The organism is Ensifer sp. GW101-20A05 (assembly GCF_059424735.1).
The window spans coordinates 1-16345 of sequence record NZ_JBWKZT010000008.1; the positions used below are offsets into that span (position 1 = coordinate 1).

General features: G+C 55.0%; 15 protein-coding genes and 3 pseudogenes. 1 reads left to right on the forward strand and 17 read right to left on the reverse strand.

The features are described 5' to 3' along the window. Window positions 1–79: 79 nt before the first annotated feature. Window positions 80–217, forward strand: a pseudogene (locus tag AC070A_RS19800) (ATP-binding protein); the annotation flags it as partial. A gap of 205 nt (window positions 218–422) precedes the next feature. Here AC070A_RS19800 and tnpB read toward each other — a convergent pair. The 17 genes and pseudogenes from tnpB to AC070A_RS19885 all read right to left on the reverse strand — a co-directional run bounded on the left by tnpB (window position 423) and on the right by AC070A_RS19885 (window position 16291). Continuing rightward, entirely contained in the window at window positions 423–701 is a 279-nt protein-coding gene (tnpB, locus tag AC070A_RS19805) for an IS66 family insertion sequence element accessory protein TnpB (RefSeq protein ID WP_492384149.1), read from the reverse strand. Beyond that, window positions 698–1069 carry an IS66-like element accessory protein TnpA gene (tnpA, locus tag AC070A_RS19810; protein ID WP_492384150.1) on the reverse strand — a complete coding sequence of 124 codons (372 nt, stop codon included), beginning with the start codon at window positions 1067–1069 and terminating at the stop codon, window positions 698–700. The genes tnpB and tnpA overlap by 4 nt, the downstream gene beginning before the upstream one ends. Window positions 1070–1204: 135 nt before the next feature. Next, window positions 1205–1400, reverse strand: a pseudogene (locus AC070A_RS19815) (transposase domain-containing protein); the annotation flags it as partial. A 2-nt stretch (window positions 1401–1402) separates the two neighbouring features. Then, window positions 1403–1584 (reverse strand): annotated as a pseudogene (locus AC070A_RS19820) (IS3 family transposase); the annotation flags it as partial. A gap of 68 nt (window positions 1585–1652) precedes the next feature. Continuing rightward, a complete protein-coding gene (locus tag AC070A_RS19825; RefSeq protein ID WP_492384151.1) occupies window positions 1653–2960 on the reverse strand; it encodes a glycosyltransferase family 4 protein in 1308 nt (435 codons plus the stop codon). Window positions 2961–2988: 28 nt separating this feature from the next. After that, a complete protein-coding gene (locus tag AC070A_RS19830) occupies window positions 2989–4269 on the reverse strand; it encodes a glycosyltransferase family 4 protein (protein WP_492384152.1) in 1281 nt (426 codons plus the stop codon). A gap of 133 nt (window positions 4270–4402) precedes the next feature. Then, window positions 4403–5440 carry a hypothetical protein gene (locus tag AC070A_RS19835; RefSeq protein ID WP_492384153.1) on the reverse strand — a complete coding sequence of 346 codons (1038 nt, stop codon included), beginning with the start codon at window positions 5438–5440 and terminating at the stop codon, window positions 4403–4405. A gap of 28 nt (window positions 5441–5468) precedes the next feature. Continuing rightward, on the reverse strand, window positions 5469–6146 hold the full coding sequence (locus AC070A_RS19840) for an ABC transporter ATP-binding protein (RefSeq protein ID WP_492384417.1): 678 nt from the start codon (window positions 6144–6146) through the stop codon (window positions 5469–5471). 9 nt (window positions 6147–6155) lie between these two features. Next, a complete protein-coding gene (locus AC070A_RS19845) occupies window positions 6156–7394 on the reverse strand; it encodes a KpsE/RkpR family capsule polysaccharide export protein (protein ID WP_492384154.1) in 1239 nt (412 codons plus the stop codon). Between the two features lie 7 nt (window positions 7395–7401). Next, window positions 7402–8199: an ABC transporter permease gene (locus tag AC070A_RS19850; protein WP_492384155.1), complete on the reverse strand. Its 798-nt coding sequence runs from the start codon at window positions 8197–8199 to the stop codon at window positions 7402–7404. Between the two features lie 20 nt (window positions 8200–8219). Further along, entirely contained in the window at window positions 8220–9407 is a 1188-nt protein-coding gene (locus tag AC070A_RS19855; protein ID WP_492384156.1) for a KpsE/RkpR family capsule polysaccharide export protein, read from the reverse strand. 816 nt (window positions 9408–10223) lie between these two features. Beyond that, window positions 10224–11651 (reverse strand): mannose-1-phosphate guanylyltransferase/mannose-6-phosphate isomerase, encoded by a 1428-nt coding sequence (locus AC070A_RS19860; protein WP_492384157.1) that lies wholly within the window; start codon window positions 11649–11651, stop codon window positions 10224–10226. Between the two features lie 190 nt (window positions 11652–11841). After that, window positions 11842–12648, reverse strand: coding sequence for a sterol desaturase family protein (locus AC070A_RS19865; RefSeq protein ID WP_492384158.1), 807 nt, complete (start codon window positions 12646–12648; stop codon window positions 11842–11844). A 79-nt stretch (window positions 12649–12727) separates the two neighbouring features. Beyond that, window positions 12728–13525, reverse strand: coding sequence for a 3-methyl-2-oxobutanoate hydroxymethyltransferase (locus AC070A_RS19870; protein WP_494773568.1), 798 nt, complete (start codon window positions 13523–13525; stop codon window positions 12728–12730). A gap of 52 nt (window positions 13526–13577) precedes the next feature. Beyond that, the gene (locus AC070A_RS19875) at window positions 13578–14804 is read right to left on the reverse strand and encodes an NAD(P)/FAD-dependent oxidoreductase (protein ID WP_492384160.1); all 1227 of its coding nucleotides are present in this window, start codon (window positions 14802–14804) and stop codon (window positions 13578–13580) included. A gap of 49 nt (window positions 14805–14853) precedes the next feature. Then, entirely contained in the window at window positions 14854–15171 is a 318-nt protein-coding gene (locus AC070A_RS19880) for a MocE family 2Fe-2S type ferredoxin (RefSeq protein WP_492384161.1), read from the reverse strand. Between the two features lie 28 nt (window positions 15172–15199). Continuing rightward, complete coding sequence (locus AC070A_RS19885; protein WP_492384162.1) at window positions 15200–16291, reverse strand: fatty acid desaturase family protein; 1092 nt, start codon at window positions 16289–16291, stop codon at window positions 15200–15202. Window positions 16292–16345 lie beyond the last annotated feature (54 nt).

Below are 16345 nucleotides of genomic sequence, written 5' to 3' on the forward strand. Positions count from 1 at the left end.
AAATGCTGTCCCGGATTTAGTGAAATCGCTGTCCGGGATTTAATGGAATCCATGTCCGCGAATTACCGAAACCCGCAGGTATGACATGATCGGCAATCCAACCATCGCCGACGCCGTGTTGGATCGGCTTGTTCACAATGCCTATCGCATCGAACTCAGCGGCGAGAGCATGCGAAAACAGAAAGCCGTGACCACCGATCAAACAACCTTGGCTTGACCGCGAAACGAGCTCAGGTCAAAAAACCACACGACCCAGAGGCACGCCAACTGTCCGGCTTCAAATCGGAATCGCGTCCGGCATGCGATTGGAATACCTGTCCGGCTTCAGATTGGAATAGCCGTCCGGCATCATCGGAATACGCACGTCCGTCCTTTAATAGGCCAGACTCTAATCCATTCTGGAGGAAATTCTCAGGGGCAGGTCACGGTGAGATCGCTACCGCGCCGCCCTCCACATTCGGCCAGATAAACCGGCCCTTCTCCAGCCGCCGGGTAAAAAGGCAGGCGCCCAGACCATCATGCCAGATGATCTTCAAAATATCCGGTCTGCGCCCCCTGAAGACGAAGAGATGCCCGGACAACGGATCATGCTGCAGAACCTCCTGCACCCGAAGCGCCAGAGAGGGAAAGCCACAGCGCATGTCCGTGAACCCCGTCGAAAGCCAGACCTTGACGCCTGTTCCCATCGGAAACGGATTCACCGCAGTGTCTCCAGTCCGCGCAGGATCCGAAGCAGCGCCTCAACCCCGACATCGCGGTCCACGATCACGCGACGACCGTTGGCGCTGACAACCTCCATCCGGCCGGCGGTCGGCAATGACCCTGCTGCCGGCTCTACCCCTGGAACAAGCAGCGCCGGGACAAAGCCGCCGACAGGCGACGCAACATCCAGTTGCCCCGCTCGTGCGAGCCGGCGCCATTCATACAACTGCGAACGCGATATTCCATGTCGCCGCGCCGTCGTCGCACACAAGCCAGGTTCCGAATAGCTCTCGGCGACAATCTGCAGCTTCATCTCTTTGCTGAAGCGTCGCCGCCGGCCGCTATCGATAATCTCAAGTCGTTCCATTCCGCACTGTCCTTATTGACGTCAATAAGGACAGTCAGTGCCAAATCCGACAAGCCTGACAAGGCGGCCCACCTCGGATGCGTACGGTTGATCTACGGGCCGTCAAATGAGCTCACCGAAGAGTACCTGACGAGCTCATTGTGAGGCCTTGATGCGGGCGGCATAGGCCCATGGCATCAGGGCATCGATGTCTTTGGCGAGGTGGCCGTTTGCGAGGCGGGTGAAGAGGTCGCACAGATAGGCGTAGGGCTCAACGCCGTTCATTTTACAAGTGCCGATCAGGCAGGCTGGCAAACCGGGCCCAATTGCGGCCCCCTTCATCGTGTCCCGCAAGGCCCGCCGTTCCGAAAGACCCATCACGGTCTTCAGGTGCGCGACGGCTTCGCGCTTGGCGGCAGGCCCTACCATTTTTTTGCCAGAAGCTCGCGGAGCGCGGCGGCGTCCAGCATCTGCTCGGCCAACAGCTTCTTCAGCTTAGCATTCTCCTCCTCGAGCGCCTTCAGACGCGACCTATCCCGGTCTCACGCGCAGTCGAATGTCTCCCACATCTGCTCCAAGCTGCATATAAATATTTCCTTCAATATCATATGCTGGCGTAGGCTGAAATAAGACGTTGGCGATATCTCTCGCTGGAAAAAAGAGAAGCCCGTTCGCCGCCGGCGGTTCGCAGCTCATCTCGTAGCGGCTTATTGTTCGCCACGCGTTTAAGCCCGTCTCGTATCGACGACACATCGTACGGATCAACGAACACCGCAGCTTCCCCCGCAACTTCCTTCATTGCTCCGAGATTGCTGGTCACAAGTGGGGTGCCACAGACCATGGCTTCGACGAGAGGAAGCCCGAAACCTTCATAGAGCGACGGAAATGTCACGGCACAGGCCCCGCGTATTAGATTGATCAATTGCGCGCGGGATACATAAGGCAGCCGGATAACGCGTTGTGGGCCAATGCGACGCTCCAAGTGTTCCGCATACAACTGCAACTCGCCGTCAACGAGCCAACCATCTTTACCAGCCAGGACCAAGGGCATGTCTAAGTTTGAGCCGAGATGGGCTTCGATCAGGCGACCAACATTCTTCTTGGGCTCAATCGCTCCGTAAAACAAGAAATACTTGCCGAATTCCAGCCCATGGACGCCGCGTAGCGCATCCGAAACTTCCTGCTGGTTCTGGCTCAGCATTGGGGCATCGATGTCAACGTCTTGATATGTGTTGACTACGCGCGCGTCGGGGACGCTGAACAACGCGTGAATGTCTCGTTTCGATTGTTCGGATACAGTAGTAATAAGGTCCGCCGTTTCCACGATCTTCTTGAGCATAGCATAGTATATGCGCTTGTTATCCAGCGTTGTATGTGGAAGCTTTAGCGGAACGAGGTCGTGAAGTGTATAGATGTTTGCCGCGTTATCCAAGCGTACGGGCACCGGATAGGTCCAGTGAGCGGCATCAGCCCCCATTACATTTCGAACCTTTTGGAAGTGCCCCCTTTCAACAGCTAAACCCGGCATATCAAAAACGTCCTTGGCGTTCCAAGAGCGATTCGCGGCCGGAAGTCTCGCAAGTTGTTGCTCCGATATTGATGAACCTGCAAATACAAGTTCTCGCGGAACCATTGTCCGAAACGGCTGACTGCATTGCCTCGCAAAACGGGATGCTGAGCGAAGCAACCACGGAAGGCGCGTTCTAGCGCTAGCATCGAAGAAGTTCACCACTTCGCCGTTTCGATCGATATTGATGTCGATTGGCTCCCCATAGAGAAGCTCGACGCGCTTATTCAACTGCCTCAGATTAGTACACAAGGACCTTGCGTACGTGGCTACGCCCGTACCCTGCCGTAGCGCTAGGTTTTTTCCATCAACGACGATTGAAGCGATTCCAGTGGGCTCGGTCATTTTCAAGTATCTCTGAATGGCAGCTGAATTACCGATTTTCGCTAATCACCGAGTTTATGAACGAAAGTGCCTGCTCGACGTGTTCGTGCCAACCGAAGGGCGCAAGTCCGACGCCTTGCGCTTGGCTGTTCTTCCTCTTTGTCATAAGCGCAATAATCTTGTTTGCAAGCGCCTCTCCGTCGTGCGGGGCGACGAACTCACATCCGTCTCCCAGGACTTCGCGGTGGGCTGGGATGTCTGAGGCAATAACCGGCAGACCTAGGCGAACCGCTTCCACGGGAGGTAGTCCGAAGCCTTCAGTCATAGAGACGGTTATGAGACCATTGGCCCTTCTCATTAGACAATGAAGCTCTGCATCGTTTGCGCTAGATATCTCAATAACATGGTTCGCAAGCTCTCGACTGCGATCAAGAGCCGCAGTTACATTCTCGCATTCCCAACCACGACTACCGAGAATCACAAGCCGCGGCGCATGCACCTCGCCCATTGTCTTGATCAAATGCCGCCAGACATTGAGAAGGTGGCCTAAGTTCTTTCTACCTTCAATCGTGCCTACGTGGAGGAAGAACGGTTGGCTGCGCAACGGGGAAGGCTCGTACACTTGCTGTGTTTCACGGATACTATTGGCGAGCGGCACCACTCCAATCGGTGGAACTTGCTCCTCTGTGTATCTTAGAAGCGAATCACGTGTGAACTTTGAGTTCACTATGAGTGCCCGAGCGTGGGTCAGTGCCGTATGTACGCGAATCCGATGGCGACCGGCAGCGCCTGGGGAGCAGAACTCAGGGAATTCAATTGGGATCAGATCGTGGATAAAGAATACAGGGAAGATCTCTGGTCGTCGAAGCCAACTAAAACAATTCGGCTCGTCGAGTTGCAAATGCGAGGTGTGCAAATATATTGTGGGAACGTTATTCCGCAGCAATCTAGAAAAACGAAGCGCGCCGCGGAGGAATGCCGCCGCGACCGACTTCTTACTATCGGCTTTCGTGGAGTATTTTTTTCCTATCACCAGCGGCACTTCACGAGAACCTTCAATTGGACTTCCGAGCACTGAAAGCAATTCGGTGAATTCAGGGCTACTTTCTTCTGAGAGCTGATGACGCTCCTCAATCGCGCTAAATGTCCGTCGCATTTCCTCTACAGATAGGGCACCAGCTCCGAAAGGCGTGTTTGCGATAAACCAGATGTCATCGCTGCCCTGTGTCAGCAGATTCCGAACATACGCATGTTCAACTCGATCTATGCCAGTAGGTGTGCGATTACGCGAGTGGACGAGTGTTCTAGTGACGTCGAGAAAGATGCGCATGCTAGACCTTTAGAAATATTCAACTCGCTAGGCAACTCAAAAGGAAGAATTAGCGTCAAGCTGCGGCGTTACACCAATGTTTGGGCCGCCCGCGTCAACGCGCAGACGTTCAACGATCGCAACACGGTGACTATCAAAGGGGGTCTTCCGTCCGACTCAGGGTCACCGACAGGATTTCGATGCGACCCTCAAGTGCACCCGATAAAACAAAGGTTCGCAACTCGAGCCTGTCGGCACTGGAGACTACACGAAATGAAAGGTGGGTAGCAAAAGTCCCTCCGTGCGGCAGTTCTCCCCTAGAAGCGGCAAGGATTTCGTCCGCACTGGTGTATACATCCACCATCAGGCTGTTGCCGGAGTAATTCTCTGTGAGTGCAAATGTAATCTCAGCGATCCAGTCGCCCTCTGGTAGATGGAAGTACGGGCCGAACGTAAGGATTCTAGCCGGTCCGAGCATATCTATTGGTGCGGTTATAGAATTATAGGGCGGCTCAGCGATGAACATCGCATCAAGCGGCCAACTCAACCGCCCTCCACCTCCTCGGGCAAGGAGTGGCAGATAGCTAGCGTCCATTTCGCCCAGCAATGCCTTGTCTCGGCGGGAAAGGCGCGATTGCAATGCAAAGGTTTCCTGTGCTCCAGCGACAAAAACCAGAAGCGCGTTTCCAACCGACATACTGCGCCAATCTGCGAAGTTCTTGCCCAAAATATCGCCGATATTCACTTGAGAAACTGGAAACCCGAGAAACACCCCGATACGCGTGGTTAACTGCGATAGCGGCTCATCATCATCGACTGGAAGCGGGGCGAGGTTCGCATTGCGCGCTATGGGGTATAGACAAGATACTTCACACGTTACATGGCGAACGGCGGCAAGCAGATCTAGCCCGCTGCGCTGCATAGCATAACAACTCAATTCTGAAAACGGTCGGATCACGAGTATGGACGGCACACCGTTTCGTACGATCGCTTGTGCGATTTCACGGTCGGGCGTGCTCAGACTAAAAAGACAATTGTTAGATCCCCGACGTTCGAGCTCGGGCCTAAGCTCGCTAGAGATATTTGCGGAAATCTCTTGCACAGACCCGAGGAAATGCTCCGCAATTTCTTTGGCTAACCTGCCGACTAGAACGGAATGCGGAGAAGCCGGACCGATGTTCGCATAGATCAAGATGCACCTGTGTCGAACCGAGGCATTCTTACAACGACGAATATACGTCTATCGCAAAATCGAGATCATCGAAGACCCGTCCGCGACCATTCTTCAGAATGAGCGCCTTACTGCAATAGTTCTTCACCATGCTAATGTCATGGCTCACCAAAATCATCGCGCAATCACGCCGTTTGACGAACAAAGCATCATGACTCTTGCGTTGAAAGCGTTGATCGCCAACGGAGATCACTTCATCTATCAAGAAGCAGTCGAAGTCGATTGCCAAAGTAAGAGCGAAAGCGAGCCGCGCCCGCATGCCTGATGAATAGGCCTTTACTGGCATCAGTAAGTGCTGGCCGAGCTCCGCGAAATCGTCCACTCTTTCAATCGTTTCCTGGATAGGTCGATTGTATATCCGCGCGATGAAGCGAATGTTGTCGAGCCCTGTCATCGTAGCTTCGAAACCACCTCCAAAGGCGACAGGCCATGACATCGTCATTCCCCGATGTATGGTTCCACTCGTCGGCTTCTCCACCCCCCCGATGAGCTTTACCAAGGTCGACTTGCCAGCGCCGTTACGTCCCAAAACTGCGATCTTTTCTCCAGCTGAAACATCGAACGATACATTATTGAGAACCGTTTTGGCGCCGCTCGGAGTATGGTACTCTTTCACTATATTGCGCAGCGCAATCTTTCCGTCGCTCGTTGCTTCATTGTCAATCATATAATGCACTTAGTTCTCCTCCATAATCAGCTTCATGGAAGTTCGAACTATCGAATAGACTGAAAGCGTGATAAATATCGTCAAAAGTAGGTTTACGAGACGCTGCGGATAAGCACGTCTATCTGGATTGCTCGGGTTCACAACCCTATCAACGTAAAGGCGACTTACGGCCATATCTTGCTTCGCCTTCAAGGACGTGGCAGTTGCATTTACTAGTTCCTTCTCGGCAATCTCCCTTCGAAGGGCGATCTCTTCATATCTTTCAATCTTGGCAGAGGTGGAGGTCTTTTCACCTCCAAACGTTTGACGAATAGCATCAAGCTGCGCCTGAAGTGAATCACGCGTCCTGAGCATTTCCGGCAAGCGTGGACTTTCGGGAGCAGCGGACAAAATACGACCTATTTCAATGCTTAGTCGCGAAATCTCACCCATCAGGTTCGCAATGAGCTTTGTGGAAACCTCAATCTCTGCGTCCGGGCTTAGAAGTTTCGCTTCATTTCGAAAAGCCGTCATCTCGGCCTGAATGTTCCTGAGCTTTTCAGTCGCGTCCGCGACAAGTTCATTGGCAAACTTGATTGAATCTTTCTGAGCCCGCTTATTCAGCTCATTGACGAGTTCCTCGCCCCCTTCAAGTAATCGTTGTGCTAGTTGCTGAGCCTGCTCGGGCGTGAATGCCTGAACCTCAAACGACGTTATCCCTGTCGCTGAATCAAACTCGACATCAAGATAGTGCTGGAAGTGTTCGAAGAGATCTTCATTGCCCTTGCCCGCCAAGCGGCTCGGAAATCTTGAGAATATGTCAACGGTTTCCTGCGCAAACATTCCCGTCAAAAATCCGTCACGATCTAAGTAGGTTACAGCGTCTCGAGATTGCATATACTCCGCGACCGCGTAACTGCTATCGTCAGAACGAGACAGGCCACCGCCGTCTAGGATTGACAAGACACCCGATCCCGGCTTGTTTTGCCTCACGACGAATGACGCAACCGACGCGTATCGGTCTGCTGCGATAGCAAAATTATAGATCAACGAACAGACAATCGGAACGAACGCGATCATCAGGAGCAAGCGTGCTCCGGAAACCAGTACGGTTCCCCCCTTTTCAGGCATAGCTCCCGCGGAGTACCGAAAAGTGTCAAGTTCACCCTTAGAAACAGCCGGCTCCAAAACCAACTTCTGCTGCAAGGCTTTGTTCTGAACGGAAGGCTCAATCATTTTGGGCCACAAACCAGCCTGAGGCACGCCCATATACCATCTATTCGATCTCCACCCTATCCTGCACCATCTGAACGAGCGGTAGCGCTATAGCGTTCAGGCCAAGACCGCACAACAACAGATATCCTGCATCCCAATGGGTAGGAACGCTCGCACCGAAGTATCCGGCCCGCAGCATTTCCGTACCATGCACCATTGGCGAATACAGGATCAACCTCTGCGCAGATTGCGGAAGCCATGCGACCATATAGAACGACCCAGTTAACGGGATTGCAAGGTACATCAACGGCTGAATGAAGCGCTCCATGGTGTCCGATAGCTCGGACAAACAAGCTAGTATCGTTGCGAGGCCATTGATGAAAAAACAAGTTAGGAACCATGCGCCCAACAAAATCAAGTAGTCGTCGATCGGCTCTGTAAGCCCAAGCAGCAACAGCGGCACGTACGCTACAAAGAAGGCTACCAGAACTCCGATAGTCTCCAGCACCCCACGAGCAACCAATGTATCAACCGGCCGGACACTTCTGTGAAATAGAAGACCAGCGTTTTGCCGAAAGCAATGCACATAACGATTCACGAAGTGGCGCAGCAGAGTTAACATCGAATAGCCGGTCAACACGAGCGGCATGATGGTCACACCATGTTTCTGCTCACCATAGATAACGGTCCAAGCTAGCATCACACCCACGGTCAAGATCAACGGCTCCCCCACCAGCCACATGAACCCAATGTTGCCGTGTCCAAACCTCAGCATTAGGTCTCGGATTAAGAGTGCATTAATCACACGACGCTTCTCTGAGAGTTTTCCGTAGGCAGCACTATTATGAAGATATCCCATCATGAATCTCAGTAATTAGATCAATGAATGTTAAGGTGTTCTCTGCTACCCGAGACCAGGAGGTAAATCATGAGGTAGCTTGCAAAGGTCAAAAGGGCAATTGTGAAGATTGATCGTATTCGTCGAGGCTCCATCGGCCTGTCGGGTTGGTTTGGTCGAACAATTGGCTCCAGATAAATCTGCTTTCTTCGGGCCTCGTCTCTGGCTTGATCTAGCGAAGTTATCGTGGTTTCGTACAAGCTGTCAGCAAGCCCCTTGCGCAGCAACAGTCCTTCATATTCGCCAAGCTTTGTGGCAATAGCGTCGTCCGAGCCGGCAATCTTCGCCTTTTCTGTCGCGAGCTGGTTTTCTATAGCGGTTACTTTTTGAACTTGAGAGTGAATTCCAGGGTTCGAAGGTGAACTCGCCTCCAGCTGCTGAAGTAGCACCTGCTGCGCGGCGAGGTCCTTATGAAGTTCAGTGATAATCTCAAGGTTGCCGCTGACACTTTTCTTCATATCAACGGTGAACTCAGCATTCCGAAAGCGAGTCAACTCCGTTTGGGCTGCAAGAACTTTCGACTCTGCCATTTGAAGCGATTCGATCGCGCTAGCGAGGGCGTCTTTTCGACTTCTGGTATTCATTTCATTTACCCGCGCCTCACCGAGCTTAAGCAGACCCTCAGCGATTTCCTTCGCGTCCCGCGCCTCGTACGCGGACACAGTCAACGTGGTAATGCCCGTTTCGACGTCCCGAACGACCCTGATCTGATCTCCAAAATAGGAGTAAAGGGATTCAAACGTATTTTCCCCAAAGGCCGTACCGTAGCGCGTTAGGAAGTCGGCTCCTTCCCTCCTATAAACGGTCGGCACATCGATTACTTTTGAGAGATCGCTTAATGCGTCTCTCGACAGAATGTATTCCTCGATGGCAAACGTGTCGTCGTTTGACCTGGATATCCCAAAAGTTCGCAATAAGACTGACAAGCCACCTATTTGCCCGCCGTTCACCCCGCGGACAATAAATTTTGACTCTGATATGTATCGGTCTGACGCAATAATTCCATAATAGAGGAAAGAAATAACGGTTGGGATCGCGAATATGACAAGGAACAATATCGAAGAATAGTTGAGCCTAGTGAGACGATCGGCTAATGCGCGAAAGGAAAAACTTCGCTCGTTCTCACCGTGCCATTCCAGCTCTTCGATTTTCTTATTATGTATTTGCAAGAACAACCTCACATGCTTCTGTCGAAGCGTCTTTCACTGAGCCGTTAAAATCTCGTGACCCGAGCGCCAACTCCTCAACCATAGGTCGCTTTGCGCTTTCAGCAAACGTTGCTCGGACGTTCAGCCGTGCCCCACAATTCGACCAGCGCCCCATCCACTTGCCGGACGAATGCGCCGAATTTGGCCGTGCGTCAAGCACTTCGCCGCAACAGCCGCCCCCCTTACGCAAGAAGATAATTGTGAGCAATGCGCTCAATCTGTGCCGCCCAAACTTCGAGAGCAGCACAGAAGTGCTCCGTCCGAAAGTAGGCGTACTTGTGGCAGAATAGTGCTATTTTTGCTGCCCCAGTGGGCGAGAGGCAGGCCGCTCCCTGCAACATGGTCGTCACAAGATGCACAGTTCCGGCAACTTTCACGCCCGAAGCCAACGGAATTTCCAATAGCAACAATCATACGCCAGAAGCAGCGCGACCTGGCGGCACGTGAAGAACTTCGATCACCGCAGCTCTCTTTACGAGACGAACGGGAGATCATTTTCGTCCAGCCTTCGGGAAGATCCACTGAGAAAGAAAGACTTCATCGCCAGTTTCCGCGCAAACGGTTACTGCTCGGCCCTTACAAAGAGCACTGCCAATCTACCACGAAGTTCTCGCTTGTTTTTGCACCCAGGTAGGACTCCCTTCATTCAATCACACTGACACACGCGGGGCATTGCCACTGAAACAAGTTGGGACAATCTTTCCAGTACTTCCCACTTTCGACTGCCTTTTACAATTCCGTCCGCTATTGGCAGGCTCCAATGGCTATGGATTGCTCCTAGGCCCGACGGCGATCCAGAACACGGCCAACGTCGTCCTCTTCAATGTAGGATCCTGTTCGGATTTCGATAAGCTCAAGGGGAGTTGGCCCATCGTTTGCGATGCAATGTGGCTCTCCCGGATGTACGTATACAGACTCATTCTCTGTAATGGTCTGCACGCGCTCCCCAATTGTGACAGTTGCGGTGCCGCTAACAACTACCCAATGCTCGGCCCGATTCATATGGCGCTGGGAAGAAGTTCGATACCCGGGGTCAATAAAGAGGCGCCGTACACTGAATCGATCTCCCGTCAGCATTTCTTCAACCTGCCCCCAAGGGCGATACGTTCTCTTATGAAGTTCCGTCACTGCATTGTGGCCAGTAGCCTTAAGCCTCTCGACTAGGCCTTTAACCTCCTGGGCATGCGACTTCGGCACAACCAGCACTGCGTCCTTTGTAGAAACCACGACAAGGTCCTTGGCACCTACCACCGTAGTTAGGATACCATTCGAGTGAACGAGACATCCTTCGCTTCCAAGAGCCAATCCGTCGCCTTCGATGACATTTTTGCCGTCATCCTTAGTGGTAACTTCCCAGATAGCGTCCCAACTGCCAATGTCCGACCATGGAAAGTGGCCACGCACCACAGCGATCCGGTTTGATTGTTCGATTACCGCATAGTCAATTGAGTCCTTCGGCGATGCTTCGAAACTTTCCCTATCTAAACGCAGAAAGCCCAAATCGCTCGACGCCTTGTCAACTGACGCATGTGCTGCGGCGAGTATATCCGGAGCGAAAGTCGCAAGCTCATCAATCATCACGTCCGCCCGGAATAAAAAATTTCCTGAGTTCCAAAGAAAGCCCTTCTCAAGGTATTCTAGGGCAGTGTTCACATCCGGCTTTTCGACAAACGCGTCGACCACGTATAGATCACTTATGTCGTCGATAGCACTTCCAGGTTTAATGTAGCCGTAGGAGGTTCGCGGCTCTGTTGGCGCCAAACCGAAAACCACTATGTGCCCTTCCGTCGCCGCCTTCTGTCCGACCTTGACGGCGTTAGTAAACAGGTCATCGTCCAAAATTACATGGTCCGCTGCCAGCGCTAGCACGAGCCCATCGCGCATTCGTCGGCTGGCCACAACCGCCGCGATCGCCATCGCGGCCGCGCTATCTCGACGAGCTGGCTCTAGAGCGACTGTTGCATGCACCCCCACTTCCTCAGCCTGGCGTTTAGCGAAAAAGCGAAAATCTTCGTTCGTAATTACCAACGGGTCTAAATAAAGATTAGTGTCTGACACCCGTTTCAGGGTTTGCTGGTACGTCGAAAGAGTGCCCACCAAGGGCTGAAATTGCTTCGGAAGCCGGTCTCGGGAAACGGGCCACAGCCGGGATCCCGCCCCACCAGCTAAAAGTACGGGAGTAATTTTCTTTTCCGTTGTAGTCACGCCTCTATTTCCTATGTTCAACGTTGGGTCGCAAAATCAGCATACGGTAGTCCGCAGTCAAGGGAAAAATCCGGGTTCGCCCAGCGGCTGCGACCTCACAGGTCACCTAGCGAGGCCGCGAATAATTTCGCAACTATACGGCTCAACAGTCCTCTTCATGTACTTGACGCGGACTACGATCTCTTGCGTGTCAAGGCTCCGCTCTATTCCTTGCCGCCATCTCAAGGCGATTTCTGAGGCTAATTCGAGGCGCCTCCCCTTCAAACGCCTCCACACGCCGATCATAATTCGGCGCGACAGTTCCCATTACCCGGTCCCAGAACGAGAAATAGTTCGCGTAATTGTATTTGAACTCGGCGTGGTGCTGGTCGTGATAGGTCGTGCAAAGCATGGGTGAGGGATACCGCGCCGTTCGCGAGGCGAAGTATTCGAAGCCTGCATGGCCGAAGGTGCCGTTGATCTGGTCGAACAGCCGGTGTGCCAACAGAATGATCGGCGGGAACGGCACGAAGAAGACGATGACGGCGTAATAACCCTGGCACATCGCCGTATCCACAAGGCCGATCGAATCGTTGCTCCAGGCTGTGGGCGCGACGCTGCGGTGGTGGAGCACGTGGTATTTGTAGAAAAGCTTCGTGTGTAGCAGGCGATGGGCGAAATAGAACCAGGCGTCGAAGAGCACCATGCAAAGTACGAAGAGCGGAACGGCCGTCCACCAGCTGAAGGACCAGGGCGAGAACAAGGTCCAGCCCTGATACTGGGCAAAGAGACCGATCGCCACGGACGTGCAGGTGACGAGGATCGAGGCCATGCTCTGGCGGATCTCGATGGCCTTGCGCTTCTCGCCGCGCCGCCCCTTCTGGATGCGGCGTTCGGGGTTGCGGTCATTGAGCCAGGTGATGCCGTAGCCCAAGATGAAATACAACAGCACGGTCGCCGCATAGATCGCGGCAAGCAAGGCAACAAAGGTGAGACTGTCCTGGATAAGGGCGCTCAAATCGGGATCCATCGCGGAGATAAGTTGAATTGGTGCGGGGACTATACCAACCGCCCTCTCCGGCGCAAGTCGTTCGGTCCTAGCCGCGCTCCAGCTCTGTCAGAAACGCACGCAGTTCCGCCTCCTCGATGCCGATGAGATGCCGCTGCTGCGGATAAACCCCGGACCGGACGTCTTCGGCAAACTCCGAAAAGGCGGCAATCCGCTCGCGCTGCAAGCGGTCATACTCGGCAGCGAAGTTTCGATAAGTCTTGGCATGGCGCGGCACGTGGCCACGATTGCTGCCGAGCACGTCATCGGCGAACAGATACTGGGCGTCGCAGCCCGCCCCCGCCCCCATCGACAGCATCAGCATCGAGGTTCGCGCGCTGATCGCCGATGCGACGTCGCCAGGGACGACCTCGATTTCGGCAGCAAAGGCTCCAGCTTCCTCCAGCGCCTTCACCTGCCGCCAGATCTCGAGCGCGCTTACCGCCGTCTTGCCGACTGCGCGGAACCCACCGGTCCAGGTGGCCTTGGATGGGATGAGTCCGACATGGCTGCAAACCGGAATGCCCTCTTCCCGCATACGCCTGACGGTCGAAAGACCGGCGGCGCAATAGACAGCATCGCCGCCGGCCTTCAGCGCCTTGAATGCTGCACGGATGTATTCATCCGCCGAGACATAGTCGCCATATTCGAGGCCGGGAAAGGCAAAACACGTCGGCGCCGCTTCGCGAAACTGCGGTCCCAGCAGTACCGGCGGCACGGAAACGAGGTCGATGCCGGCGGCTTCGGCCGCTTGCGCCTCGTCAAGCGTTTCCACACGCAACATCGTGAGCTGGCGCTTGCCCTTCATCGAAAGGAGGTCGGCAACAGTCGGGCGGCGGCTTTTCATGAGAAGTCTCCGATATCAGTGAGCAAGCAAGGGGTAGCGACAGGCTCTCGCACTAGGCGGCGAGCAGGGCCTTGAGTTTGGTTTCCGGCGAGATGAGCGCCTGAGGGTCGGGCCGCTTTCCGGCCGCGATCAGCATTTCCGCCAGCCGAATATCGCGCGCGACCACATTGCCTTGACCGATGCCGGAGGCGGCAAGCAGGCGGCCGGTGTCGTCGAGATGGAAAAGAATGAAGGCGCCGTCCGCGAGATCGCGGCGCACAGTCACAGTCGCGCCGTCCGAAAGTCCGGCAATCTGCAGCGTCAGGTCGTATTGGTCGGACCAGAACCACGGCACGCTGGTGACTGTCTCACTCGCGCCCAGCAGATTGCCGGCGACGAGCGTTCCTTGGTCCTGCGCATTGCGCCAAGCCTCAAGACGCACGCGGCGGCCGCCATAGTGACAGAGCGGATAGGAGCAGCAATCGCCGGCCGCGAATATGTCGGCATCCGAAGTCCTGAGCGTCGCGTCGACGGCAATGCCGTTTTCCACCTGAAGGCCAGCGGCTTCTGCCAGCTCCGTGTTCGGCGATGCGCCGATGCCAACGACCAGGAAATCAGCATCGACCGATTGTCCGTTCGCAAGCAGGATCTGCACGCCGTTCTCATCAGTATCGATGCGATCGATTTTCGTGTCGCAACGAATGTCGACGCCTTCCGTGCGGTGCCGCTCTGCGACGACACTCGCGATCTCAACCGGCACACCGCGCGAAAGGATGCGTGGCAGCCCTTCGATCAGGACGACGTCTGCACCGAGGGTGCGCGCCGTCGCCGCGAGCTCCAAGCCGATAAATCCGCCACCGATGATGGCAAACCTCCGCTCGGGCAGAAGTTCGCGGCGAATTTCCTCGGCGTCGGCATGCGTTCTGAGAGTGCGAACGCGCCGAGATACATCATCGGTTCCCGGTATCGTTCGCGCTCGGGCGCCAGTCGTCAGCAATAGCCGGTCATAGGCGATGCTGCCGCCATCGACGAATTCAACACGCTTGGCGACGCGGTCAATGGCCTTGACGGGGGTGTCGGTCAGTACGTCGATTCTTGCGCTCGCATAGCGCTCGGCATCGGCGACATATTTCGGCTGAACCTGTTCCTTCAGGCCGTCCTTCGAAAGCGGCGGTCTCTCATAGGGAAGATGCGGCTCGGCGCCGATCAACGTGATTGAGCCGTCGTAGCCCCGCTCCCTCAGGGCAAAGGCGGCTCTCGCGCCGCATTCACCGGCACCAACAATGACGATTCCACCCATTTCAACCTCCCTGCCCGCTCTCGCTGAGTTCTTCGCATTGAAGCCGCGATCAAGCGATCGCGATGAACACGCTTCCTGCCTCGACCTTCACCGGATAGGTCCTTAGGTTTACGCAGACCGGGGCGCCCTTAGCCTCGCCGGTCTTGTAATTGAAGCGACCGTTGTGCTTCGGACATTCGATGATGTCGTCCATCACCAGGCCATCCGCCAGATGGATGTGCTCGTGCGTGCAAAGCCCGTCGGTCGCGAAATATTCGTCATCCGGGCTCCGGTAGACCGCGAACGTGCGCCCTTCGTGATCAAATCGGATGACGTCTTCCTCATCGATTTCGTCCGCCGCGCAGACTTCGACCCAGCTTCCGCTCATGACTTCCTCCCATTCCTAATTTCGTTGGTTATTCGGCTGCATGCACGATCGCGTCGCTGTGAAACTCTTCCCGATAAGGCTTCGCCGTCGCCGGCAGTTCGCGCTTCAAGAAATAGTCCTCGTTGCGCAACTGCCGCAGGAAGGCCGGGATCATCTCGCGATAGCCATGCAGCATCGAGGGGTTCGGCTCCGGTAGGTCGTGCTTGATCATGGCGTGAAGCTTCGGAAGCGCGTGATAGGGCACCATCGGGAACATGTGGTGCTCCACATGGTAGTTCATGTTCCAATAGACGAAGCGGCTCACCGGGTTCATGTAAACCGTGCGGCTGTTCAGGCGATGATCCGTGACGTTGTCGGCAAGACCGCCATGTTGCAGCAGCCCGGTCAGCACATGGTGCCAGGCACCGTAGAGCCGCGGCAGACCGATCAACATCAGCGGCAGGATCGAACCGAGATAGAACGAGAGCGCGATCGTTGCGGAGTAGATGGCAAACCAGATGCGGGCAACGAGGATTGCCTTCGGCTGCTCCATTTCCGGGATGAATGTCGCTTCCTCGGCACTGATGATGCCAAGCGTGTTGCGAACCATGTCGACGATCGCGTGCCAGACATCGAGAATGCCGAAGAAGTTCAAGACGAGGCGCAGGAGATCCGGCGGCCGCATGACGGCAATCTCGGGATCGCGGCCGACAATGACCGTGTCTGTGTGGTGACGGGTGTGGCTCCAACGCCAGGTGACGGGATTGCGCATGATCATGAAGCAGGCGATCTGGTAGACGGCGTTGTTCATCCACATCGTCTTGAACGCCGTTCCATGCCCGCATTCGTGCCAGCGACTGTCGGAGGCCGAACCGTAGAGAACGCCATAGGCGAGGAAGAACGGAACGGCCCACCAGGTGCCCCAGAAGGTGATGCCGAGCCCGCCGAAAAGAACGAGGCAACCGAGCCAGATCGCGGTATCGCGGATGGCGGGTCCGTCCTCACGCTTCATCAGTTCCTTCATCTGCTTGCGCGGGATCTCCGTGTGATACCACTCCGCGGCCGAGAGGCCATTGGCGACGGCCGCCCGGGCATCCCGCCCGAGGAGACTGTAGTCTCGCTTCGTTGGAACCATCGCCATTTGCTCTCCTCCCCTGCGATCCGGCCAGTTTGGCCAGGAGCGTCCGATGTCGTG